Source organism: Agrobacterium sp. (assembly GCF_032092815.1).
Taxonomy (GTDB): domain Bacteria; phylum Pseudomonadota; class Alphaproteobacteria; order Rhizobiales; family Rhizobiaceae; genus Agrobacterium.
In genome coordinates, this window is sequence record NZ_DAMDBP010000007.1 from 94,699 (window position 1) to 118,295 (window position 23,597).

General features: G+C 56.0%; 21 protein-coding genes. 4 read left to right on the forward strand and 17 right to left on the reverse strand.

Annotation, left to right across the window (positions count from 1 at the left end; translation table 11 throughout):
* Nucleotide 1: 1 nt before the first annotated feature.
* Both ehuC and ehuB read right to left on the reverse strand, forming a co-directional pair.
* Nucleotides 2-673, reverse strand: a complete 672-nt coding sequence (gene ehuC, locus RT613_RS05845; protein WP_313613699.1) for an ectoine/hydroxyectoine ABC transporter permease subunit EhuC — start codon at nt 671-673, stop codon at nt 2-4.
* A 75-nt stretch (nt 674-748) separates the two neighbouring features.
* The gene (ehuB, locus tag RT613_RS05850) at nt 749-1,618 is read right to left on the reverse strand and encodes an ectoine/hydroxyectoine ABC transporter substrate-binding protein EhuB (RefSeq protein ID WP_313613701.1); all 870 of its coding nucleotides are present in this window, start codon (nt 1,616-1,618) and stop codon (nt 749-751) included.
* A 407-nt stretch (nt 1,619-2,025) separates the two neighbouring features.
* On the opposite strand from ehuB, the gene RT613_RS05855 reads away from it, so the two are divergent.
* Nucleotides 2,026-2,511 (forward strand): MarR family transcriptional regulator, encoded by a 486-nt coding sequence (locus RT613_RS05855; protein WP_313613703.1) that lies wholly within the window; start codon nt 2,026-2,028, stop codon nt 2,509-2,511.
* Nucleotides 2,512-2,643: 132 nt separating this feature from the next.
* Here RT613_RS05855 and RT613_RS05860 read toward each other — a convergent pair whose 3' ends face one another.
* A complete protein-coding gene (locus RT613_RS05860) occupies nt 2,644-3,477 on the reverse strand; it encodes an undecaprenyl-diphosphate phosphatase (protein WP_313613705.1) in 834 nt (277 codons plus the stop codon).
* Between the two features lie 83 nt (nt 3,478-3,560).
* Nucleotides 3,561-4,307 carry a potassium channel family protein gene (locus RT613_RS05865; RefSeq protein ID WP_313613707.1) on the reverse strand — a complete coding sequence of 249 codons (747 nt, stop codon included), beginning with the start codon at nt 4,305-4,307 and terminating at the stop codon, nt 3,561-3,563.
* Between the two features lie 294 nt (nt 4,308-4,601).
* On the opposite strand from RT613_RS05865, the gene RT613_RS05870 reads away from it, so the two are divergent.
* Both RT613_RS05870 and RT613_RS05875 read left to right on the forward strand, forming a co-directional pair.
* Complete coding sequence (locus RT613_RS05870) at nt 4,602-6,584, forward strand: BCCT family transporter (protein ID WP_313613709.1); 1,983 nt, start codon at nt 4,602-4,604, stop codon at nt 6,582-6,584.
* A gap of 87 nt (nt 6,585-6,671) precedes the next feature.
* Nucleotides 6,672-7,952 (forward strand): DUF2254 domain-containing protein, encoded by a 1,281-nt coding sequence (locus tag RT613_RS05875; RefSeq protein ID WP_313613711.1) that lies wholly within the window; start codon nt 6,672-6,674, stop codon nt 7,950-7,952.
* A 68-nt stretch (nt 7,953-8,020) separates the two neighbouring features.
* Here the strand turns inward: RT613_RS05875 and RT613_RS05880 are convergent, their stop codons facing one another.
* From RT613_RS05880 to RT613_RS05920, 9 genes are all read right to left on the reverse strand, one after another.
* Complete coding sequence (locus RT613_RS05880; RefSeq protein WP_313613712.1) at nt 8,021-9,964, reverse strand: methyl-accepting chemotaxis protein; 1,944 nt, start codon at nt 9,962-9,964, stop codon at nt 8,021-8,023.
* Nucleotides 9,965-10,326: 362 nt separating this feature from the next.
* On the reverse strand, nt 10,327-10,866 hold the full coding sequence (locus tag RT613_RS05885) for an ureidoglycolate lyase (RefSeq protein ID WP_313613714.1): 540 nt from the start codon (nt 10,864-10,866) through the stop codon (nt 10,327-10,329).
* Nucleotides 10,867-10,904: 38 nt separating this feature from the next.
* Nucleotides 10,905-11,693: a putative hydro-lyase gene (locus RT613_RS05890; RefSeq protein WP_313613715.1), complete on the reverse strand. Its 789-nt coding sequence runs from the start codon at nt 11,691-11,693 to the stop codon at nt 10,905-10,907.
* A 1-nt stretch (nt 11,694) separates the two neighbouring features.
* Complete coding sequence (locus tag RT613_RS05895) at nt 11,695-13,056, reverse strand: amidase (protein ID WP_313613717.1); 1,362 nt, start codon at nt 13,054-13,056, stop codon at nt 11,695-11,697.
* 1 nt (nt 13,057) lies between these two features.
* The gene (locus RT613_RS05900; RefSeq protein WP_313613719.1) at nt 13,058-13,744 is read right to left on the reverse strand and encodes a DUF2848 domain-containing protein; all 687 of its coding nucleotides are present in this window, start codon (nt 13,742-13,744) and stop codon (nt 13,058-13,060) included.
* Nucleotides 13,745-13,774: 30 nt separating this feature from the next.
* The gene (locus tag RT613_RS05905) at nt 13,775-15,058 is read right to left on the reverse strand and encodes a TRAP transporter large permease (protein WP_313613721.1); all 1,284 of its coding nucleotides are present in this window, start codon (nt 15,056-15,058) and stop codon (nt 13,775-13,777) included.
* Complete coding sequence (locus tag RT613_RS05910) at nt 15,055-15,669, reverse strand: TRAP transporter small permease (protein ID WP_313613723.1); 615 nt, start codon at nt 15,667-15,669, stop codon at nt 15,055-15,057. The genes RT613_RS05905 and RT613_RS05910 overlap by 4 nt, the downstream gene beginning before the upstream one ends.
* A 67-nt stretch (nt 15,670-15,736) precedes the next feature.
* A complete protein-coding gene (locus RT613_RS05915) occupies nt 15,737-16,774 on the reverse strand; it encodes a TRAP transporter substrate-binding protein (RefSeq protein WP_313613724.1) in 1,038 nt (345 codons plus the stop codon).
* Nucleotides 16,775-16,984: 210 nt separating this feature from the next.
* Nucleotides 16,985-17,914 carry a LysR family transcriptional regulator gene (locus RT613_RS05920; protein ID WP_313613725.1) on the reverse strand — a complete coding sequence of 310 codons (930 nt, stop codon included), beginning with the start codon at nt 17,912-17,914 and terminating at the stop codon, nt 16,985-16,987.
* A gap of 747 nt (nt 17,915-18,661) precedes the next feature.
* Here RT613_RS05920 and RT613_RS05925 point away from each other — a divergent pair.
* Nucleotides 18,662-19,285 (forward strand): porin family protein, encoded by a 624-nt coding sequence (locus RT613_RS05925; protein ID WP_313613726.1) that lies wholly within the window; start codon nt 18,662-18,664, stop codon nt 19,283-19,285.
* Between the two features lie 275 nt (nt 19,286-19,560).
* On the opposite strand, the gene RT613_RS05930 is transcribed toward RT613_RS05925, so the two are convergent.
* From RT613_RS05930 to RT613_RS05945, 4 genes are all read right to left on the reverse strand, one after another.
* Entirely contained in the window at nt 19,561-19,827 is a 267-nt protein-coding gene (locus RT613_RS05930) for a hypothetical protein (protein WP_313613728.1), read from the reverse strand.
* A 235-nt stretch (nt 19,828-20,062) separates the two neighbouring features.
* Nucleotides 20,063-20,770, reverse strand: a complete 708-nt coding sequence (gene fhuF, locus RT613_RS05935) for a siderophore-iron reductase FhuF (protein ID WP_313613730.1) — start codon at nt 20,768-20,770, stop codon at nt 20,063-20,065.
* Nucleotides 20,767-22,737, reverse strand: coding sequence for a Fe(3+)-hydroxamate ABC transporter permease FhuB (gene fhuB / locus RT613_RS05940; protein ID WP_313613732.1), 1,971 nt, complete (start codon nt 22,735-22,737; stop codon nt 20,767-20,769). Before fhuB ends, fhuF begins: the two co-directional genes overlap by 4 nt.
* 4 nt (nt 22,738-22,741) lie before the next feature.
* Nucleotides 22,742-23,527, reverse strand: coding sequence for an ABC transporter substrate-binding protein (locus RT613_RS05945; RefSeq protein WP_313613733.1), 786 nt, complete (start codon nt 23,525-23,527; stop codon nt 22,742-22,744).
* Between the last annotated feature and the right edge of the window lie 70 nt (nt 23,528-23,597).

A 23,597-nucleotide genomic window follows, 5' to 3' on the forward strand; every position in this document is an offset into this window, starting at 1 on the left:
ATCAGCTCCTTCCTGCGCGCCAACGGCTCACATAAAGTTCCACGCTGCGCATGACAGCCGTCAGAACGAGAGCCATGCCGAAATAGGCAAACAGCAGCATCGTGTAGATTGTCGTACTGTCCTGCGTAAAATTGCGGATCTGTTCCGCGCGAAACGCCAGGTCACCGAGGCTGATAAGCGATACCAGCGCTGTGTCCTTCAGATTCTGCACCGCAAGATTGCCGAAAGAAGGCATCATCTCAGGCAGGGCTTGCGGTATGACAATCGTCCACAAGGTTTGGCGCGGTGTGAAATTCAGTGCTCGCGCAGCCTCACGCTGGTCCTTGTGGACCGCCACGATAGCGCCTCGCACAACTTCCGCGCCGTAAGCGCCAATGTTCAGGCCAAGGGCCAAAACACCGGCAAGGATGGGAGGCAGGCGGAGGTCAATCCCTATCGCCATGCCTGCAAGTGGCAAGGCGAAATACAGCCAGAACAGCTGTACCAGAAGCGAGGTGCCGCGAAATATCTCGATATAGGCGACAGACAGGTATCGAACACTGACAAGGTTGCTCAGTTTCCCGATCCCGGCCAGAAATGCCAGCATGGCACCGAGCACCGTTGAATATACGGTCAGCTGAATGGTAACCCAGGCTCCCTCGAGAAGCGGTCCGAAATACTCGGTCCAATGCATCGAATGATCCTTCGATAAAGAATTGTTTCGCCTCGGAGGCCGAGCTTCCGAGGCGTTGTCACAGGATTGACGGAATTAGTTCGAAGGAGAGCAGAGTTCCTGCGTGCTGCGATTGAGCGAACCGTCCAGATCTGACTGGGTAAAGCCATATGATGTGACCATCTTTGACCAGTCGTCCGTTTTCTTGACATCAGCAAGTGCCTGGTTGACGGCGTCGCGCAGGGTCTCATTGCCCTTTGCAAAGGTAAAGCCGCCCCAACTGCGCACGGCCTCTCCGTCAACGACCGGGTCGGTGAACTTGTCTGCCAGCTCGACGCCATCACTTTGCTCCGCAAGGTTGCCGACTGTCAGGCTTGTTGCCGCGTAAGCATCTGCACGTCCTGTGGAAACGGTCGAGATAGCATCTGCATTGGCCGAGATGGTCACAAGGTTTGCTTCATCCACGCCAAGTTTCTGCATCATCTCAAGCTGGTCGGCACCCGCCATGATGGCCACTTTCAGGCCATCCTTTTTGGCGAAATCTTCGAAAGCATGAATGTTCTTGGGATTTCCCGTGGCGACCAGGAGGCCTTCACCATAAGAGGTGTTCGGCTCGGAAAAGAGCACCTGATTGCAACGGTCGGGCAGGATTGCCATTTCTGCTGCTACCATATCAAAGCGATCGGCCTGCAAGCCAGGAATGAGCGATGAAAAATTGGTGGCAACCCACTCGATCTTTTCAACACCCAGCGTCTTCATAATCGCCTTGGCCACGTCCGGTCCGGCTCCCTTCGCCTCACCCGACGGGTCCACATAACCGTAAGGAATTTCGTTGGCGACTGCGATGCGCACGGTTCCACTTTTCTTGATCTCTTCAAGTGTGGCGGCATTCACCGCACTGGACGCCATGGCTGCCGTTGCGGTCAGCGTAAGCAAGGTCACAGCTTTATGGGAAAATTTGGTCATACACGTCTCCTGATTTCTTGGTCGAATGGATACGGCATGCAGCTGATTTCATCGCCGCGTGCTCCATTCTGCGCGGTGTGCCGCGCGCCCGTAATCGACAGGCCGTTTGGGTGTGTGATGGCTAAAATTAGATATCTGGTGTAAATCACACGCCATTTATTTAGATTAATCAAACTAAATATCAACCACAAAAAAGCCTCAAATTGCTAGGATTGACCGAAGATAAGAGAATAAAGTGCTGTTAAGTATAGCTATTTTCAGAATAAAAACTTTGCATGAAATATGTTTTATAAAATCAACGCCCAATAGTATTTCATCATTCTAATCATATTAAAATCGCAGACCTTATCGCACTTGCCTTTGATTGCCTCTAAGTTTACAGCGCGGTAAATCGACAGGGAAACACGATGGAAGATCGTAGCAAGCTGGCACTCACAGCAATTCGAAAAATTTTGCGCGCTTCGGAGCTGAACTCGAAACAGCTCATGCGAGAAACCGGCCTGACGCCGTCGCAACTTATCTTCATGCAGGTCCTGGACGGGCATGGTGAGCAGACGGCGGGTTATGTTGCGGCTCACATGGGAATTACCCAGGCAACAGCCACCGCTCTCTTAAAAAAGCTGGAAGCCATCGGCATGATCCACCGTCGTCGCGGCGAGAAAGATCGCAGACAGGCCCTTTTGTCGATCACAGACGATGGCCAGAAAATCCTGGCAAAAGCACCAAATGCCGTCCACGCTGAGTTCCAGCAACATTTTTCCCGTCTGAAAGACTGGGAGCAAATGACGCTTGTTGCAGCGCTCGAGCGCGTTGCTGACATGCTTGACCCGGATCATGACGATGCCGCAGCAGTGCTCGACCATGTGATGGAGTTGTCTGGCGAGGCACAATAGACATCTGGCCACACAACATGCCCTGTTTCCGATAGGTCTGTTGAGGACCTGTTTCTGCCGCTTTAACGAACGCTGATCTTCTCAGTAAAGCGGCAGAACATCATTGGGGTCACGGCAATGATACGCCGGAACTCATAACGGGCTTAACCATCCGGCGAGCAGCAGTCCGCCAATGAACACTCCAAGAGCGATGCGATAAATGACGAATGGCATGTAGCTGCGCGTCGAAACCAGCTTGAGGAACAGAACGATGACCCCGTAGCCAACGGCAAATGCCAAAAGCGTTGCCAATGCCGTTGGGCCAGCTGCAACCGCCGTCTCTTCACCCATTGTCTTGAACAGCTGATAGAAACCGGATCCGAAAACCGCTGGAACGGCAAGAAGGAAGGAATACCGAGCCGCCGCTTCACGGGTATATCCCATGAGAAGACCTGCCGTGATGGTGCCGCCGGACCGCGAAACGCCCGGGATGAGCGCCATGGCCTGGGCAAAACCAAACAGCACACCGTCTCGCCATGTCAGGTGTTGAAGTGTTGTTGTCTTTCGCCCGATCTTGTCTGCAACGCCAAGCACGACAGCAAAACCGATCAACATGGCGACGGTGATGTAGAGGTTTCGAAGTCCATGCTCGATCTGATCCTTGAACAACAGGCCGAGCACCACGATTGGCAAAGAGCCGATGATGATCAGCCAGCCCATTCTGGCGCGCTCCTTGTCATAGTCACCACGCCGGAACACCTGCCGCAACCATGCTTGGGCAATGCTCATGATATCGGACCAGAAATAGAGCAGTACCGCTAACTCCGTACCGATCTGGGTTATCGCCGTAAATGCTGCGCCGGGATCCGCGCCAGAGGGAAGAAGTTCACCCGCGATCCGCAGATGGGCGCTCGACGAGACCGGAAGGAACTCCGTCAGCCCCTGAAGTACACCGAGAATTGCCGCATCGGTCCAACTGACACTCATTTCAGTATTTCTCCTTGAAAAATGGATTTGATAAAAATCAGCGTGGTTTGCCCCTGTAGCAGGCAATGAAACCGAATGCCGCCTTAATCATTGTCGTTTGGAATATTCAGCAGGTGTCCACACGCCTTGCAATGGACAGCATCCGCCTCGTGCCTCTGCAAGCCGCATTGTGTGCATGGGTATGGAACCTTGTTGGGCCGCACAATGGACTGAGCAAGCCTGACAAATAGAGATATGCCCACGATCATCGTGATAACAGATGTTAGCTTTCCGAGAGGTCCGGGGAGAGTTATGTCGCCAAACCCCGTTGTGGTCATCGTTGCGACTGTGAAGTACAGGGCGTCAATGAAGCCGACAAGGCCGCTTAGGTGATAAAAAAAGGTCGTGTAGACAAAGCCGGTTACCATGAACAGGAAGACAAGGAAGTTCAGGGAAGCACGCACCACATCCCGGTAGTGATTGCAGCCCAGCCGTCTTAAAATAACGCTAAATAATGCGCTTTCGCCTATAGCCCACAGGCGCATCGCTCGCAAAAAAGCAAAGTTGAACAAGGCATTCGGAAACAGCAAGGTGGCCAGGATAACGAGATCAATCCAGGTCATTGGCCGCCTGAACATTGATCTGATGGAACCCGCCGCAAACGCTCTGGCAAGCAGTTCGGCCAGGATCCACACGGCAATCATGTAATCAATGATCAGATAGGACGGACCGCTCCTCAAGAACGGACCGAACACAAAAAAGGCGATAATGCTGAGATCGACTACGGCCAGCACGGCTTGCCAGCGAAGCGCCCATTTGTCTCGTCCTCGTTCAATCCGACGCAGTTTCATCTGCAGGATTTCAAGGCGTAGGGGTAGCGATCGTCTCGGTCGTGTGCGGGATACCATTGCTAACGAATAGAAGTGCTGTGACATCGCGTCAATCTCAGCTGTAAAGCTCGGGTGGTTCCGATTTGAATTATTCAATTTGTTCAACAGAATGATGGAGCAAAATCGCCATTCATGCATTTCCCCAGGTTAAACATGGCCAATTCATGGCGATGTTTTGTCGAAATCGGGGTCGCAACATATGGTCATATTAGATATCACTTAGTGTGTTGCGTGTCAGGGAAGGCGTATGTGCATATGAAATCGTTCATCATCAATCCACCGGTATTCTACGGATCGGTGATTATCATCACGCTGTTCGTTGCGATTGGCATAGTGCTTCCGGGGCAGGCACAGGAGCTGTTTTCAACCATCCAAGCAGCCATTCTCGGCGCATTCGGCTGGTTTTATCTGCTGTCTGTCGGGATATTTCTTGCTGCCGTGCTTCTGCTTTGTTTTGGCAGGTTCGGTCAGCTGAAGCTCGGTCCGGACGACTCCGTGCCTGATTTCCGATTTGTGTCGTGGATCGCGATGCTGTTTGCGGCAGGGATGGGCATCGGGCTGATGTTCTATGCTGTTGGTGAGCCCATGACACATTACATGGCGCCGCCGACCGCTGAACCAAGAAGCGTGGCCGCGATGCGCGAAGCCATGACCGTCACATTTTTCCATTGGGGCATTCATGCCTGGGCCATCTATGCGGTGGTGGGTCTGTCCCTGGCCTATTTCGGTTACCGCTACAATCTGCCACTTACGGTCCGGTCCGGTCTCTACCCTCTGCTCAAAGGCCGCATCAACGGGCCAATAGGCCATGCGGTGGACATATTTGCCATTGTGGGCACCATGTTTGGCATAGCCACATCGCTTGGCGTTGGCGTGGCGCAAATCAATGCGGGTCTCAACCACCTTGTTGGTCTGCCCATCAGCACCAGCGTGCAACTTGTCCTGATTGCCATTGTCACCGGCATGGCTACGATTTCAGTGGTTACGGGATTGGACAAGGGTGTGCGCATTCTGTCGGAAACCAATCTCATCGTTGCTGTGCTGTTAATGCTGTTTGTGCTTGTCACCGGGCCAACGGCGCAGCTTTTCCGGGATTTTGTGCAAAATCTGGGCCTCTATCTCGACACGCTTGTTCTGCGCACATTCAACATCTACGCCTATGAACCTACGCCGTGGATCGATTCATGGACGCTGTTTTATTGGGCATGGTGGATTTCCTGGTCGCCGTTTGTTGGCATGTTCATCGCGCGAATTTCACGGGGCAGAACGGTTCGTGAATTCGTGGCCGCCGTCCTGTTCATCCCGGCAGGTTTTACCTTCTTCTGGATGACGGTGTTCGGCAACACGGCCATGTTCATCGATACGGGCGTAGCGGCCGGCGCGCTGGGAACAGCGATCGCAGATGACGTTTCCGTCGGTCTGTTCCGGTTTTTCGAATATTTGCCTCTTTCGGGCGTGACCTCGACGCTTGCGGTTCTGCTGGTTTCAATCTTCTTCATCACCTCGGCGGATTCTGGCGCTCTTGTGGTGGATTCCATTGCTGCAGGCGGTGAAACCGAAACAACGACCGGTCAGCGAATTTTCTGGTGCTCGCTGGAAGGTATCGTGGCGGCATGCCTGTTGCTGGCAGGCGGTCTTACGGCCCTGCAATCGGCCACCGTCGCCAGTGCCTTGCCCTTTACCATTGTCATGCTAGCTCTGGTCGTTTCGCTTTATCTCGGCATGCGGCAGGATCTGGCGCAGCTTGAGGTTCACAGTGCCCGCAACGCAGTGCCTGCCGAGCCGGCGTCCGGTCAGACCTGGCAGCGGCGACTTGCCCTGATGCTCAGCACGACGACGGAAAAGGAAGTTCTGCGCTTCATCAACGAAAAGGTTTCACCCGCGCTCGACAAGGTCGCCGCCGAGTTGCAATCGCGCGGAAGGCCAACCGAGGTGGATCGCGAGGAGGCTGGCATGGTCACGCTTCGCTCTCCAGCAAGCGATGTGCGAGACTTCATTTACGGTGTATCCGTTCAGAAACACCGTGTCGCAAGTTTTACCACCATTCGCGCCGGCGAAGCGGAGTTCCGCTATGAAGCGAGAACTTTCTTCTCAAGCGGTAACAGCGGTTACGATCTCATGGGCATGTCACAGGATCAGATCATCAGTGATGTTCTCATACAGTTCGAACGCTATCTGCATCTCGTCAACTCACCGGAGTTTCAGCTTGTGCATGGTGCTCCCGAGCATACGGCATGATCGCTGAACAATCGTTGGACATTATTCCCGGCAGGCGCTTGACGACGTCTGCTCGGGTCTAGTTTATCACGAGGAGTTTGTGCAGACATGAAATCAAAATGGCGGTGGTGGCTGAACCAGGTGGTGCGGCGAATTTGGTTCAGGGCCACTCTGTTTTCGGTCGCTGGCGTCGTCACGGCACTGCTCGCCGTTGTGTTGTCGCCCTATATTCCTGATGACATTCAAACCAAGATCGGCGCCGATGCCGTCGACAAAATACTTGGCATCATCGCCTCCAGCATGTTGACGGTGACAACATTTTCGTTGAGCACGATGGTATCAGCATATTCTGCTGCAACCACCAATGTCACTCCACGAGCGACCAAGCTGGTGATGGAAGACAGCACGACCCAAAATGTGCTGGCGACCTTTGTTGGCTCGTTCCTGTTCAGCCTTGTCGGGATTATCGCACTCACGACAGGTGCCTATGGCGATCAGGGACGGGTCATTCTGTTCGTCGTGACCATCGGCGTCATTATACTCATCGTCGCCACATTGCTGCGCTGGATTGATCATCTGTCCCGCCTTGGACGTGTCACAGAGACGACGGAACGGGTCGAACGGGCGGCAATCGACGCGCTGAGAGCAGCACGAACAGCACCTTTTCTCGGCGGCCAGGAGTTGCGCGACGACGACCCGAGAGCGACCCAACCAAATGTTCCGGTTTGCCGCAGTGAGATCGGTTATGTGCAGCATGTCGACGCCGGTTTGCTGTCACAGATCGCGGAAGAGTTCGACATTGACATCGCAGTGGTTGCGATTGCAGGCAAGCTGGTTGCCCCCAATGTGCCCCTGGCATGGATTACAGCGGAGGCGCATGAAAAACTCCATGAAAGCATCGCCTCGGCCTTCACCATCGGCGATGTCAGATCGTTCGATCAGGATCCGCGCTTTGGCGCTGCGGTGCTGGCCGAAATTGCCTCCAGGGCATTGTCGCCGGCGGTCAATGATCCCGGCACGGCCATTGATGTCATTTCCAGATCGATACGTGTGCTGGCAGTTTGGGACGAACAGCGTGACGCCGTCGAGATGCAATATCCTCGTTTATATGTCACCGCCATCAAACTTGAGGATTTGTTCGATGACCTGTTCTTGCCGATTGCGCGAGACGGTGCATCCATCCTTGAGGTCGGGATGCGACTGCAAAAGGCCTTCATCACGCTTTCTGGCTTTGGCGACCCTGAATTCAAGACCGTTGCCGGCCGGCATTCTAAACTCGCCGTTACACGAGCCGCAGCAACAGCAATGATCGATGAAGATCTCGACAAAATCCGCCAGACGGCAGCTGTGCTTGGCAAGACGCCAATAATCTTTGCAGTGTCAGACTGACCGGGACGGCATGCGCCCCGGTCAGGATATTCAACTCGGTCTCCAGCATGCCTGTTGAAGGGTTTTTATCAGAACTCTTCCCAGCTTTCCGCCGCTGCCGCAGCACCACCAGCCAGCCCGACAGCACCGGCAACCTTGGCAAGCATGCGCCGTGCAGGTGAAGACACAGGCTTGTGTTCAGACTTTGCTGCCACTGGCTTGGCCCGTTCAAATCCGGCTTCCGAACCAATTCGGAATTCCGCGATGATGTTGCGCAAACGTTGCACTTCGCCGGCCAGAGAGGCACTGGCAGCCGTGGATTCTTCGACCATGGCCGCGTTCTGCTGCGTCACCTGATCCATCTGGTTGACGGCCGTGTTGACTTCGGCAAGTCCAACGGACTGCTCCTTGGCAGAGGTGGCAATCGCATCCAGCTGCGTGTTGATCGTGATGACCTGTTCTTCAATGATCTTCAGGGCCTGACCGGTTTCCTGTACCAGTTTGACACCGGTGCTGACTTCATCCGAGGAGTTGCGGATCAGATCCTTGATCTCCTTGGCAGCCTGGGCAGAGCGTTGCGCAAGCTCGCGAACTTCCTGCGCAACAACTGCGAAGCCTTTGCCTGCTTCGCCAGCACGCGCCGCTTCGACGCCTGCATTCAACGCCAGAAGGTTTGTCTGGAATGCGATCTCGTCAATGACACCGATGATGCTGGAAATCTGGTTTGAGGATTCCTCGATGCGCTGCATGGCATCGACTGCATTTGAGACAACCTCGCCGGAGCGCCGCGCCGACTTGTTGGCTTCGATTGCGACATGGCGTGCTTCTTCCGTGCGCTGGGAGGAGTTCGCGACATTCGTCGTGATCTGATCCAGAGCCGCTGCGGTTTCCTCAAGCGACGCTGCCTGCTGTTCGGTTCGCTTGGACAGGTCTTCGGCACTCGCGCTGATTTCGCGTGCACCGCTGTCGATTGAGCCCGTGGCGTCCGCAACGGAGCGCAGGCTGTTTGCCAACTGTCCGACGGCTGCATTGAAGTCGGAACGCAATGCTTCGAAATCGCTGGCAAAGGGTTCCTGCAAACGGAACGTGAGATCGCCACTGGAGAGATGCTTCAGGCCTGTTGCCAGTCCGGACGTCGCTTGGGCCATCTCCTTGGCGCGCTGCCGTTCCAGTTCGGCGACCTGCAGGCGCTCGGTCTCGCTGGCAGACCGTGCTGCCGCCGCTTCCTCTTCAAGCGCGCGTGTTCGCAGGCCATTGTCCTTGAACACCTGCACGGCCTTGGCCATCGCTCCCAATTCGTCACGTCGCTCGGTGCCGTCGACATGTGCGCTGAGGTCGCCATTGGCAAGTACAGCCATGGTCCCAGACATCTGCTGGATCGGGCGAACCAGCCATGAACGGATCGCGACAAAACCGGCGATCAGCACGGTGATCAGGCCGAGGATGACTGCGGCCAGCGTCGTGGTCACGGTCGTATTCGTCTGTACCGTCAATTCTGCATTTTCCTTGGCGGCAGCATCAACCATTTCGGTCGTTATCGCTATGAACTTCGGAGCCATGGCGGCAAAAGCCGGCTGACATTGGCTCAGGAACAGCTGTTGGGACGCTGCCACATCTTCCTCGGAGGTTGCGCTTCGTGCAGCCGCGACTGTCGGGCCGCATGTTCCCTTCATCACCTGAAGGCCTTCTGCCTTGAGTTGAGCGATGTCCGTGCGATGAGGGATGGCTGCGGTCACCTTGTCCATATATTCAACGAAGCTGGCTTCTGCGGCCTTGATGTCGTTCTCGCTGCGCGCATTGAGTTCAGCTGAGCGTGACATCAAAAGTTCGCCCATGGATGCGCGCAGCGCCTGAAGGGCACTGCTAGAGCGGGCAATATAAAGAGCGGCGGTATCTTCTTCCTTCAAAAGACCACTGTAGGCATCATCTATGTCCGAGATCTTATGCCCGGAATAAAAGGCCATACTCAGAGAGAAAAGGCCAAAGCAGGCCATGATGATGAGAAATTTTCCGATAATCGATACGTTTTTCACGTTGCACTCCTGCAAGAACCGGGCGTTCATTGAAAGGAGCCACGAGCAAGTCATTCGCCGGGCTTCCGGCCGTAGTGGTTGGCCGGGGGCAATTTACAAAAATCTGCCTTAGACAAGGTCCACAATCCGACAGCTGACACGGGCAGATTTTCCTGTGTTCATCTCAGCTATACGAAATCTGAGACTGTTATATTTTATAATGGTTAACCAATATGTTATCTCAAAAAATATTTGAGTCAGCCTGTTTGCTCGCACAGGCTGTCTTGCTGAGAAGTGCTCAGCCTGAGACAGGCCTGGAGAGACAAAGCACGTCATGGGTGACAGTGTCTCCGGACAGGCTGTCCAGTATTGGCTCTCGAACGTTATATATTGATGCAGACCGGGCGTTTTCCAAACTCATGCAGGATGGTTTCATCCGCATGTGGCAACGCGTTGAGTTGCGCCACAAGAGCCAAGGTGGTCGAACGACGCGTCAGCATCAGGCAAGTCGAACCGCTGCTGCGCGTCGCATGCCAGATGCCAGAATTCATGCATACGCCTTGGCCTGGTTCAATGTGAAAGGCACGCATGGTGGAAAGATCAGGAGTACCGTCCCGCCCGGACATGGCAACGACCTGAACGATCGAGCCTGTTAGCGGCACGACGGCCTGTTCGGTCAGCATATGTTTTTCAAAAACGGCAATCGATGGCTCGTTGTTGCGGTAATTCACCCAAAGGATTTCAACCTCACCATCCTGTCCAGCATCGAACAGATGCTCCTGCCAGAAATCGGTAGCAGTGTTGGAGAACGCCGCCGGACCACCCTCAGCCGGATAGGGTTTTCCGAGCATGACGCCAAAGCAGGAAAATGCGTCCTCCGACAGGGGTTCAACGGTTGGCTTTACTTCAAGATTATCCGACATATCTCTGCCTTGTCCCATTGCCTTGATGTCGAACCGTTTCAGATCGAAAGATCGGCATTCACGAGGTCCGTGACCAGCATGTGCCCCGGCGCATGAGTGATCGAAAATGCTGGCGAGGCTTTGGCGATTGCTGCCTGCGGGGTCACGCCACAGGCCCAGAACACCGGAATTTCGTCCGGCTCTATCCTCACCGCATCGCCATAGTCCGGTCGGGCAATATCCGCGATGCCGATTTCGGCAGGATCGCCAATATGCACAGGGGCACCGTGAACGGACGGGAATCTGCCGGTGATCTGCACCGCCTTGATGGCCTCCTGCGGTTTCATCGGGCGCATTGAAACGACCAGTGGGCCCGAGAAGACGCCGGCCGGTACGGTTTGCATCGACGTGCGATACATGGGCACATTCGTGTCGTCCTGGATATGTCGGACCGGCACGTTGGAGGCGAGAAGCGCCTCCTCAAAGGAAAAGGAACAACCGATCGCGAAGGTAACGAGATCGTCGCGCCAGATGTCGCTTATGTCCTGCGGTTCGGATATGAGTTGGCCGTTTTCCCAGACCCGGTAACGCGGCACGTCGGTGCGGATGTCCAGATCGTGGCCCAGCGCCTCGATCAACGGCACACCAACGTCCGACACGCCGACCAGCGGGCAGGGTTTTGGGTTCCTCTGGCAAAACAGCAGAAAATCATAGGCGAGGTCGCGCGGCAGGATTGCCAGATTGGCCTGGACGAAACCGGGCGCCAGATTGGCCGTCGGTCCGGAAAGCGCGCCGGAGCGCGCCTTCAATCGGGCGTGATGGGCAGCGGAGCCCGGTGCGAAGGTCATATCACGCAGCCTTTGCGTTCAGTGCATGTTCGATGGCGAGGCCGACTGACAGGACTTTTGCATCGGTCATCGGACCGCCAGCGATCATCAGGCCGACAGGTGCAGAACCCGCCGTGTGGCAGGGCACCGAAAGTGCGCATCCGTCAAGGAAGTTGATGATCGACGGGTTGCGCAACGTCAAGCCGTTGGCGGCAAAGAAGGTTGCGTCATCGGCTTCGAGCGATGCGACTGTCGGGGCGATGGTCGGCACGGTCGGCAGCAGGATGGCGTCAAAGGATGCAAGCTTGTCATTGACACCCAGTTGCCATGCGGTGCGGGCCTCAAGCACATCGATATAATCTGCGGCGCTCATGTCCCGACCACGCAGGATGCGGCTGCGGACGCGGTGGTCATAGGTGTCGCCGCGGCTTTCAAGCAGGTTGCGATGCCAGTGCCAGGCTTCGGCGGCAATCAGCCCGCCCTTGGCATTGATGGTGGCAAGCTGGGCAAATTCCGGCACGTCGATCTCGACAATGTGTGCGCCCGCTGCCGACAGAAGGCTCAAGGTTGCGGCAAAGGATGCGGCAACATGATCGTCCATATCATTGAGAACCACGGTCTGTGGCACGGCCAATCTCAGTCCGGCCAGTGGTATCGGCCGGATCGAACGGTCCGTTTCGCCGGAAATGATGGCGTCGATCACGGCGCAGCAGGCAACGCTTGCCGAAATTGGGCCAATGGAATCGAGCGAGGTCGAGAGCGGCAGAACGTGCTCGCGGCTGACACGGCTGGCGGTCGGCTTGAAACCGGCAAGGCCGCAGAACGCGGCCGGAATACGGATCGACCCACCGGTATCCGTGCCGATGGCGGCAACTGCCATGCCGTCCGTAACGGAAACTGCAGCACCGGAGGATGAACCACCTGGAATGCGCCCGGTGGAACGGTCGTAAACATTGAGCGGCGTGCCGTAATGGGGATTGAGGCCGAGACCGGAAAAGGCGAATTCGCTCATATTGGTCGTGCCGGTAATGACCGCACCTGCGCGAACCAGTGCCTGCACCACGGGAGCATCGGCCGTCGCGGGCGCTGACTGGTTGTTCGCAACACTGCCAGCCGTCGTCACTTCACCGGCAAAATCGAACAGATCCTTCACGGAGATGGCGATGCCTTCCAGCGGGGAGCGAACCTGTCCGGCGCCGCGCAAGACATCGGACGCATCCGCCATGGCGCGCGCACGGGCATCATTGCGACGGATGAAGGCTTTTGAACCCTGACCTGCCGGATCGTCGATTGCGGCGATTGCGGCATCGACAAGCTTCCGGCTGGTGGTTTGCTTTGACGCAAGTGATGCGGATACGTCTGCAATCGTCGGATAACGGGTCATTTTATTGAACCTCTGGCAGTGTTTCGATCGTATAGCCGTGGCGGATGCTGCGGTTCAGGATCGGGTCAAACAGTTCCATTGTGAAGCGGGACGACGGGCGAATCCCGCCGATGGCGCCGACCGTACCACAGATCATGCCGGTTTTTTCCGGCAGTTGTTGTGCACCGCCAGTCAGCCCGAGGATCAGGTCTTGCGGCGTGCGCAGGCTGGAAAGCGGTCCCTCCTGATACAGCGTTTGGCCGTCGTTCTCGTCAATCCAGGACCGGATGATCAACTGATCCCAATGATCAGCAACTTCGGCAAAAGGCCATGCAGTGCTGGCAATCGGCTTGGGGCAGATCTGCTTTGACAGAGCAACGCTATGGGCTTCGAGTTTGCGGTCGGTGTGGTCGGAGGCAATCGAAACATAGAGATCACTGCCTGAGCGGAAGATGAAGGTTTCAACCTCGCCGGAGCTTTCGGTGCCGACCGATTGTATCGCGTCGGTCTGGACCGCGCTGTTTTCGGAAACGCGGTAATAGAGCGGCACGGTGCTTGGGCGCGGCACGCCGATAGCCGCCAGTTCCTCGATATGGTGATCAATGGCAGCCCGGTCACGACCGGCCCAGCCTGCGACGACGAGTTGATCGATCTCGATGTCGAGGTCATTGCGGGACGATGTGGTTTCGATCGTGAAATGCAGTTTCATGAGATATATTCCAGTGTTCAGTCGATGAGTTTAGTCAGCGAGGCTCGGAAGATAGAGCGCGATTGATGGGAAAATCGAAAGCAGCACGATCAGCACGGCCATGGCGCTCACAAAAGGAAGCGAACCGATGATGACGGGTGTCATCGAGCCGCTTTTGCGAAGGCTGTGAACAACGAAAAGGTTCAGGCCTACGGGCGGCGTGATGAGAGCGGCTTCCACCAGCACGATGATGAGAATACCTGTCCAGATCGGATCGAAGCCAAGCGCCAGCATGATTGGCGCGACAATCGGGATCGTGGTGATCATCATGGACAGGGATTCCATGAAGCAGCCAAGCATAAGGTAGAAGATCACCACCACGAGGATCATTGCCACAGGGTGCAGGCCAAGGCCGGAAATCGAACTGGTGATGACATCGGTGATGCCGGTGGCCGACATGACGAAATTGAGAAAACCGGAGGCGATGATGATCAGAAGGATCATGGCCGACGATTTCATGGTGCCTTCAATCGCTTCCGCCAACATTGCGAAAGTGAGGCGGCCAAAGCAGGCAGCGAGGATCATTGCGCCGCTGACACCAAGTGCCGCAGCTTCGGTTGGCGTGGCGATACCGGCATAGATCGAACCGACCACGAGAAGGAAGATGCCAAGCGGTGGCGCGAGATGGACAAGGCTGGCGAAACGTTTGCTCCATGTGCCATTGACGCGTGCACCACCCCAGGCAGGCACCATCATGCAGCCGGCAATGATGGTCAGCATGAACAGCGCTGTCAGCAACAGGCCGGGAATGATACCGGCAAGATAGAGTTTCGGGACCGAGGTGTTGGTCAACACGCCGTAGAGAACCATGTTGATTGATGGCGGGATCAGGATGCCGAGTGTGCCACCGGCGGCAAGACTGCCCAGGAAGAGAGGCTCGTTATAGCCGTGCTTCTTGATTTGCGGGATAGCCACTGTACCAACTGTCGCGGCGGTTGCAACGCTGGAACCGGATGTTGCGGCAAACAGGGCTGACGCGCCGATATTGGCATGCATAAGACCACCGGGAAGCCAGGAAAGCCAAAGGCTCATGGCACTATACATGCGTTCGGCAAACCCGGCGCGCAGCAGGATTTCTCCAAGCAGAATGAAAAGTGGAATGGCAACGAGCAGGAACTCGTTATTGGTGCTCCAGGCAAGCTCTCCGATGGCGCGTGTAAGCGGCAGCATGGAGAATGTGGGATCAAGGACCAGACCAAGCACACCAAGCGCGGCTGCAACAGGAATGGACAGGCCAATCAGAACCAGAAGGAGAATAAGTGTGGTGGCGATCATTTGCGTTCTCCTTCGATCAAACGCTCGCCGGCCAGCGCTTCCTCTTCTGCCTCTTCCTGCACGGAACGAACGCCTGCGATGGCCTTGACGGTCTCAAGATCGCCAGTGACCAGCGCGACTGAGGCGCGGATCAGCATGAGGGCGAGGATCAGGCACATGAAGACAAGTCCGGCGAACCACAGACCTTGCGGAATAGCGAGTGGCGTGCCCAGTGGTGTGTTGGCCTGTGAATTGTTGCTGATCGATTCAGCGACAACGCCGTAACCGTAATAGGTTACAAAGGCGATGAAGATGCCAAGGCAGACCAGCGATAGCCAATCGAGCACTGCCGAAACACGCACGGGCAAATATTGGTAGATAACGTCAACACGCACATTGGCGCGCTGCAGTGTTGCAAAGGCAAGTGACCATGTGGTGCTGATCGCAAAGGCATAACTCGACAATTCATCCGAGCCGCCCACCGTCCAGCCGAACAGTTTGCGCAGCAGCACGTCAACTGTAATCAGCAGAACGCTGGCGATGGTCAGTGTGCCGCTGGCAAGTACGGCCCAACGGGCTGCCTTTTCGGCAAAGCCGAACAGCGCGGTAAATAAAGGGATTGATCCTGTCATGGTCTTCGATCCGGCTGGAGGGGAGACGACACGGCTGCAGATTGATGCAGCCGTGTCCGAGGCTGGATTATTTGGAAGCCGTCAGTCCAAAGGTTGCACCGATCGTGTCGTTGAAGTCCTTTACACAATCGGCAGAGCAACGCGCCGCCCAGGTCGGAAGGATCTTGTCCTTCAGCGTGGTGTTCAGAAGCGCCTTGTCCTCATCGGTCGGCACGACCAGTGTCATCTTGCCCTTGACGGCCTGAGTGCAAGCGTCAGCGCCGGTGTTGCAATCATAGCCTTTCTGCGTCTGCGTGCCGGCAGCCTTCCAGATGTCGTCCATCAGGGTTGCGATATTTTCCTCAAGGAACGCCTGAACCTTCGGGTCGAGCTTGTCCCATACTTCCTGGTTGACGGCATGGATCTGCTGATTCCAGTTGATCGGTAGAGCCAGAAGATGGGTCGAGACTTCATACCATTTGGCGGAGTAGCCGGAGAGCGAGCCGGTGATGGCGCAATCGACGACATTGTTCTGCAATGCAGGCACCACTTCACCAAAGGCCATGGTCACGCTGGTGCCACCGAAGGCTTCGACGAATTCGGCCTGCGTACGTCCGGAGGTACGAACCTTCTTGCCTTTGAGGTCGGCAAGGCCCTTGATCTCGGCATTGCAGAAAACCACCTGGGCTGGATAGGTCGAGATGCCGAGAAGCTTGACCTTGGCGCCTTCGCCATAAAACTTCTCATAGACCGGCTGGAAAGCCTGTGTAACCTTGCGAGCAGTCTCGACATCAGGCGCCAGGCCCGGAAGGTCGATGGCTTCATTGATCGGGTTGTCGCTGGCGAAATAGGAAAGTGTTGCTGTGCCGAAAGGCACCACACCCTGCGACATGAGACGCATCAGTTCAGGGCCTTTGAGACCCATTTCGTTGAAACCCTTGATGGTCGCGGTGACCTGGCCACCGGATTTTTCCGGAATGGTCTTGGACCAGAACGGCTGCTCGAACTGCTGGTAAGCAGTAAGATTGCTGAGACCGCCGATGATCTGCAATTGGGTTTTGGGCAGTTCCTGGGCAACGGCGGCGCCGGAAACGAGGAGTGCGGTGGCAAAGGAGAGTAATTTCATGTGGTTCCCTTTTCTCTGGTTCGATCTTGAAGAGCACGAGAAAAGGCGAGCGAGAGTCCGGGACGAAGTGACGTCCCTTATGCCTCGTGGCTGATACTATGACTGCCTGTTCCCATGCGTGCGATTTATATCGCTTTTGTTTTTTGTGATTAAATGTCGATAATGCCCGCTTGTCCAATCGTATGTTTGGAAGCAAGACATAAGAATTTTTTATATCTCGTCGATCGCAGGTGCCGTCGGAAGAACATTTCCGGCACTGTTTCTGGCGATCTGCTGCGCCATGTGGGTAATGACGCGCGCGGCATGGCTATCTGGTCCGTCGATCCAGCTTGCGGTAAAATGCAGATCGTTGAGCGGCTCCACATCCACGTTCAGGATTTCCAGCTCACCGCGCTCAATTTCGGCGCCGAGAAAAACGGGGGTGATGACGGCTGTGCCTATGCCGTCCAGAGCCATTTTGACAATCATCGATAGTGACGCACTGCCATACATGCGCGGCGTAGGAAAACGATAGCGTTGCAGTATGTCGCGCACCTGCCGGTAGGGTGTGCTGTTGGAACCGTAGGTGATGACCGGCAGGGCAGAGATCGTTTCCACTGAAACACTCTCTTGCGTGGAATAAAGACCGGGCCTGGCTATCCATGCCAGCGGATAGGTGCAGAGTGGCCGGTTGGCGACACGCGGTTCCAGAACCGGCCCCATCAGAAAGGCAAGATCGATACGGCGGCTCATCAGGTGCGATTGCAGCATTTCACTGGTGTCGACCTCGATCTCGAGTGTCAGGTCGGGATAGGCATTATGAATTTCAGCAATAAGCTGCGGCAACCATGTCTGCACGATCGTTTCCGCCACGCCCAGATTGAGGCGTCCGGTCATGGCAGTGCTGTCGCGCGCAGCTTCGATCATCCCGTTGCGGGCCTGTATCAGTTGCTCGGCATGGGCGAGAAGCTCCTGCCCCTTCGCGGTCAGTCTTACTCCCCGAGCAGCCCGATCAAATAATTTAACGCCGAGCGCAAGCTCGAGTGCGGCAATACGTTGTGAGACTGCAGGTTGGGTTGTCCCGAGCTTTTCTGCAGCGGCACGAAGGCTGCCCAGCGCGGCAGCCCAGAAGAATGTTTCGATGTTACGGAGATCGATCATGGCTGCAGGTAACCCTAAAGCATGCCTTTCGTCTATCTGTTGCAGGGACGAAAGAGGATAGAGATGTTCTTCGACGTGAGCAGCCCACCCACGTGTGTGACGTTTTAAGTGACTGCCGCAGCGTCATACCCAATCAAGTTGCCGATGAAAGACAGTCGGGAAAGCAATCCGATCGAAGGATAAGTTTCAGCCAGGGTTTTTCAAGGGATGGTATCGGCAGGCGATCTCGGCCTTGGTCATGCCAGGTCGTTCGATCACCGTGCGATGAAACTGGTCAGAGCGTAGCAGTATCAGCAATGGAGGATGGTGATGGAAAAGCCGCCGACTACGCTGCAGGAAAGGCAATTGTCATAATGTCGAAAACGAAAGTTTCCGGATCGCTTTTCGCGACGTCGAGATCGCGTCAATGTAGCGCGCCGTTCACGAAAAAATGTTCTCTGCTTGAAAAACGAAACGTGGCGATCGCAGGATTAACTGCAAGCATTTGATTCCGTTGTCTCTCGCGTTTTGTCGCCTTCGTTCTTGCGGTGCAAACCACCGTGTAAGCAGGGCAATTGGACATTTCATCTCGGCGCTTCAGCTCTCTCGGTTAACAGGCTGTTAATGTTTTAATGAAAATGAAAGGCATACCGGTGCGGGTGTGCCTACGTTCAGCGACAGAGCTGTTTCGATTTGAACTCACCCGTGGCGAAAGCCGATGTTTCGCCTGCGCATTCACCATCTGCGGGCTGTGTATGGAGTAAAGTCATGATCAAGAAGTACTTCGCATCAGTGCTTGCAGCCGCTGTCATTTCCGGCCCGGCTTTCGCAGCCGACCTCACCAATTCCTATGAAGCACCGTCATATAACGAGCCGGTATCACAGTCATCCGGCTGGACCGGTGGTTATGTCGGTCTTCATGCCGGCACGGCTTCGCGCCACGGCAACCCTTTCTCTGGCGACCATGAATTCATGGGTGGCGTTCAGGGCGGCTACAACATGGAAACCAACGGTTTCGTTGTTGGTGGCGAAGCGGAACTGTCCCATTTGGGCGACACCAAGGTGCTCGTACCGGGCGGCAATCTGAACGAGCGTTACCGCGTCTCTGCCAAGGCCAAGGCCGGTATGCCACTGGGCGATACACTGGTCTACGGCACGGCAGGTGCCACGATGACCAGCATGCGCGACGGCACGGCCCAGGGCCCGGACGGCTGGAAGCCCGGCTGGCTGGTCGGCGCTGGCGTTGAACACAAGTTCAACCAGCAGATCTCCGGCAAGGTAGAATACAACTACGCGCGCACAGGCGACGTGCGCAGCAGCACCGGTGGCCCGCTGAGCGAAACGACCGTAAGCGATCACACCCTTAAGGCTGGCGTGAACTACCACTTCTAAGATTTACACTTAGATCGGGTTCAAGCAGCGCTGTGTGCCTTTAATGGCAATCAGCGAGAAATACTGACCCCCTGCAGACAATCCCCCCGGCCAACGTAAGGCTGGCCGGGGGAGAGCGTCTGCAGGGGGTATGTCATTCAGGGCGATGTGGATTTTCGGCATTGCCTGTGGGAACGGTTTTTGACCGACAGCGCTCGTTTCCCTTTTCCACGATGTCGCAATGAGCCAAGCGGAACCGGAGCCAACCTCCAGTCTGGGCGAATGAAACTGTAAATCTAACGCCCGAGCTTGCGCGGCTCACCGCCTTGAGCATAGACGGTCTTTTCCACAAATCGGAACTGGTTGCCGCAATGCGAGCAGCGAATCATGAATTCCGAAGGAATGGCAGATGGACGCTCGGCGCGAAATCCGCGCGGCATTTCGTCAATGCGAAAATCTACATTTGCAGAACGCTTGTCATCGGCTTCCGAGACTTCTGCAAAGCCGTGGTGACCACAGTTTGAACATTCAAGCTTTCGGGAATATCTGTCGCGCGCTGCCATCTGACATCCTTTATTTTTGCGATCAGGTAACAACCAACAAAAGATATTTCAATGAGCCACATAAGGAATTTCCATCCAATCCATTTGCACCGACAGCAGATTTAGGTGAGGGGCAGGGCGATGGTGGCGGTGATGTCGCACTTTCTCATGGAACGTCAATTGGGAGAAGGGCCGCTGTTAAGGTAAAGGTGCGCCACCGGATTTTGGCGGCTCATTGTGGCTCAGGATCTTGAAGTCAATCCGCAAGCGGGCATGATTTGCAGTATCCAAGGCTTGGCGTGAAATACCGCAAGCAACAGACCCTGCGCATGCGTTTCATCTCCTGGCCAACCCCTTCATAACGCACGGGTTCAAACAGCGGATTTGTGCGGCCGTCGGGGTTGCGTCGCTCGCGCATGAGTGACATCGCTTCGTCTATGGCGGGGTGTGCAGGTCCCGCAAAAGCGATTGCTCTCTGGACGGTGTTTTCCAGCACATTTCCTGCATTGCTCCAAAGCACTTTTTTAGGGAGCTGTGTCGCAGATGAAATCGCGTCGATAACCGGTCGAAGGTGGCCATCCACCAGAAGATCATATCTGGGCGAGGGATTGATGCCGTCTGGCACCTGATGTCCGGCGTGAGGCAGTTCAAACCCCGTCACCGCCCCGTCTTCGCTGAGACGTAAGCCGATCAAGCCGGGATCGAGGGGGAAACGCCAACCCATCAGGATCGTGGGGACCAGCGTGGCCGGGATCAAGGTTGAGAAATATGTCTTTGACCACTGGGTCGCCGTCGCCTTCGGATCACTGTCTGGCCAACGTCTGGAAAAACGCGCCAGCAACATCTCAAATTGATCTGAAGCCAAAAATTCCAGAAGCGGAGTTGTGGGGCAGGAATTGATGTGAAGCGCGTCGCGAAGCTCCGCCAGAGGTCCGACAAACAGGTGCGAAACCTCATTGATCATCCGCGACCCCGGATGGTCAGCGCATAGGCGAGCGCGCCCGCCACGCTTGCCACCAGTCCTGCCGGTATGTCCCAGGGGAAAGCAGCGACACGGCCGATCCAATCGGCGATCACCATCAGGAGAGCGCCGATGATTGCGCAGCCGTAGACATGGGACAGCGGCGTACGGATCCCGATGAGCCTGACGAGATGTGGTACGACAAGACCAACAAAGCTGATGGGGCCGATGATGACGGTGGCTGCGCCCGTGAGCAAAGCCGTCAGCACAACAAGCACGAGGCGTGCGATGCCAACCGGGACACCGAGTGACGTCGCGGTGACCTCGCCGAGTGGCAGAAGCGTTAGCCAACGCCGCAGAAATGGCATGATCAAGAGGGCGATCAGCAACACCACCAGGGCAGCCACGGCATCGGACGGTGTCACGGCATAGGTAGACCCTGAAAGCCAACCGACCAGTCTCGTCAGCCTGATATCTCCGAAATAAGCGACCGTCGACAAGACCGAGCCACTGAGTGCCGTGACCGCGAGACCCGACAACAAAAGCTTTTCCGGCGCATATTGCGAACGTTTTGCCAGCCGTAAAGCCAGGATCAGGAAGACCAGCGAACCGAGGCCAGCGGTCGCCATGGTCTCCAACCGTGTCAGCGGCGGCAGCAGGAATATCACCGGCAACATGATCAGGGCAGCGCCGGATGACACGCCTAAAAGCTCCGGGCTGGCCAGGCCATTCCCCGTCATGCGTTGCATCAAACATCCGGCCACCGCAATCATTCCACCGGCGGTCAGTGCGCCCATGACCCGTGGCCATCGCCAGGGCAAAAGTTGCAACCACTCGTCACCCATTGCCACGACAAACCCTTGAGGTGTGCGGCCAAGCGCCAATGCAACAAGCACAGCCAGGGCGAGAGCAATGATGGTCAATAACGCCAACTGTTGCGGTGATGCGGACCAGGTCGGGGTGTTCACGCCGAATGTCTCACGAACCGCAATGGGCGCACGACTTCTATAGAGCAACAGCAAGAGGAGCGGGGCGGCAAACAGGGCAGTTACCGTTCCGGATGGAATGGCGATCAGGGCCTCGAGCAATTGCATTGTCTGATCTGTCAGCAGCAATATCGCGGCGGACATCAACGCCGCGTAAAGCACTCGTTGCGGGAAACGGCGAGCGCCGGAGACACTTGCTATCGTCGTGCCCGCCAGGCCAACAAAAGCGAGAATGCCAAGTTGAGAGGTCACGATTGCAGCGGCAATTGCTGACAGAAACACAGCTGCCAGCCGGGCTGTCATCGGCGACAGGCCAAGACTGGCTGCAGACGCATCATCAAGGTCGAGCAACGATATTGGCCTCTGCAGGACCATGACGATTGCGGCAATGGCGCCAAGAGACAGCGCCAGAATGATTGCAACATTCCAGTTGTCCTGCACCAGAGATCCGGCCTGCCAGAGAAGAAGGTCACCCAGATCATCATAATGGGTGAGAATGAGGATTGATGTACAAGCCTCAAACAGCAGCCCGAGAACCAGACCGTTCATGATCAGAAACAATGGCGAGAAACCGCGGCGCAACGAGAGACCGAGCACAATTGTCAAAGCCAGCCCGGAGCCGATCAGGACGGGTGACATGAAGTTTGTCGCAAGGGCAGGAAACCAAATGAGGCAAATGGCCAGGGCAAACCGAGCCGCCGACAGCAGGCCAATCGTGCCCGGTTCGGCAAGTGGATTGCGAAGCCCTTGCTGCATCAGCGCGGTTGAAAGGCCAAGAAGACCGCCTGCGATCAGTGCAACCACGAACCGTGGCAGGATGCCGTAAAGAATTTGTACCGCCTCGAACTCGTTTGGCGGAATGCGCGATGATGGCACGCCAAATTGCCAGCCAGCACGGTGAAGATTAAAGACAAACAGTGCAATGCCAACCGCCATGAGCACAGGTAGCAGCAGGAAGCGTGGCCTTTCCGCTTGTCGAGCCATGATTTCAGCCATTGGTGACTGACATCAGTTGCAGCCCCAGTTGGGTGGCAAAACGTTCGGCTGAACGTATGCCACCATTGGGATAAATCACGGGCATTCGGATAACGCGGTTATTTTTGACGGCGGGAAGCACATGCCACAGCGCGCCATTTTCCAGCCGTTGCAGGGCAACATCCGTTTCCTGGCCACGGTCGAAATGTATGATGACGGCATCCGGCTCCTCCGCCAGACGCGCGAGCGGCGCATTTGTTACCCCTGCAGCATTCACCCGACCCGTGAATGCATTTCGAAGCCCCACGCGGTTCAGCATGTCTCCCAGGAGGCCGTTGCCACCGAAGATCGCAAGATTGCGTCCGTCACGGTTGAAGCGGCACACGTAGACCGGTCGATCAAACGACGTCAATGTGTTGCGCGTTTCTTCAATCCTGTCTCGCATCGCCTCAACGGCCTTGTTTGCTTCAACCCTGCGCCCGGTCAAATCACCGAGATTTCTGATCAGCGTTTCGCAATGCGTGATCGCTGGCGTCTTACCTGCGAAAACGGGGATCGCTGTCAGTGGAGCGATGCGCGAGGCCGTCTCGAGATTGGGTGCCTGCCAGTCCGCCACCAGAATGCGGCTTGGGGATAAGCGCTGCAGGAATTCGAGATTGGGTTCGTTGAGCGGGCCAAGGTCAGAGACGCTGTCCGGCATCTCGGGGCTGGCAACGAGGCGGCGGTAAAGAGGAATGTTTGACGTTGCGACTGGGACAGCGCCTATTGTCAGCAGCAATTCGGTTATCAGCAAGTCCATGCTGACCAGCCGCTCCAATGAGGGCTGCGCCAGGGAAAATCCGGGAAAAACAACGGCTCCCGGGGCAGAC

Coding starts and splice junctions, on each gene's coding strand:
- RT613_RS05915 (WP_313613724.1), bottom strand. CDS start 16,774: ATGAAATTACTCTCCTTTGCCACCGCACTCCTCGTTTCCGGCGCCGCC.
- ehuC (WP_313613699.1), bottom strand. CDS start 673: ATGCATTGGACCGAGTATTTCGGACCGCTTCTCGAGGGAGCCTGGGTT.
- RT613_RS05945 (WP_313613733.1), bottom strand. CDS start 23,527: ATGGACTTGCTGATAACCGAATTGCTGCTGACAATAGGCGCTGTCCCA.
- RT613_RS05855 (WP_313613703.1), top strand. CDS start 2,026: ATGGAAGATCGTAGCAAGCTGGCACTCACAGCAATTCGAAAAATTTTG.
- RT613_RS05870 (WP_313613709.1), top strand. CDS start 4,602: ATGAAATCGTTCATCATCAATCCACCGGTATTCTACGGATCGGTGATT.
- RT613_RS05895 (WP_313613717.1), bottom strand. CDS start 13,056: ATGACCCGTTATCCGACGATTGCAGACGTATCCGCATCACTTGCGTCA.
- RT613_RS05930 (WP_313613728.1), bottom strand. CDS start 19,827: ATGGCAGCGCGCGACAGATATTCCCGAAAGCTTGAATGTTCAAACTGT.
- RT613_RS05905 (WP_313613721.1), bottom strand. CDS start 15,058: ATGATCGCCACCACACTTATTCTCCTTCTGGTTCTGATTGGCCTGTCC.
- ehuB (WP_313613701.1), bottom strand. CDS start 1,618: ATGACCAAATTTTCCCATAAAGCTGTGACCTTGCTTACGCTGACCGCA.
- RT613_RS05885 (WP_313613714.1), bottom strand. CDS start 10,866: ATGTCGGATAATCTTGAAGTAAAGCCAACCGTTGAACCCCTGTCGGAG.
- RT613_RS05925 (WP_313613726.1), top strand. CDS start 18,662: ATGATCAAGAAGTACTTCGCATCAGTGCTTGCAGCCGCTGTCATTTCC.
- RT613_RS05920 (WP_313613725.1), bottom strand. CDS start 17,914: ATGATCGATCTCCGTAACATCGAAACATTCTTCTGGGCTGCCGCGCTG.
- fhuF (WP_313613730.1), bottom strand. CDS start 20,770: ATGATCAATGAGGTTTCGCACCTGTTTGTCGGACCTCTGGCGGAGCTT.
- RT613_RS05900 (WP_313613719.1), bottom strand. CDS start 13,744: ATGAAACTGCATTTCACGATCGAAACCACATCGTCCCGCAATGACCTC.
- RT613_RS05910 (WP_313613723.1), bottom strand. CDS start 15,669: ATGACAGGATCAATCCCTTTATTTACCGCGCTGTTCGGCTTTGCCGAA.
- RT613_RS05875 (WP_313613711.1), top strand. CDS start 6,672: ATGAAATCAAAATGGCGGTGGTGGCTGAACCAGGTGGTGCGGCGAATT.
- RT613_RS05860 (WP_313613705.1), bottom strand. CDS start 3,477: ATGAGTGTCAGTTGGACCGATGCGGCAATTCTCGGTGTACTTCAGGGG.
- fhuB (WP_313613732.1), bottom strand. CDS start 22,737: ATGGCTCGACAAGCGGAAAGGCCACGCTTCCTGCTGCTACCTGTGCTC.
- RT613_RS05890 (WP_313613715.1), bottom strand. CDS start 11,693: ATGACCTTCGCACCGGGCTCCGCTGCCCATCACGCCCGATTGAAGGCG.
- RT613_RS05865 (WP_313613707.1), bottom strand. CDS start 4,307: ATGAAACTGCGTCGGATTGAACGAGGACGAGACAAATGGGCGCTTCGC.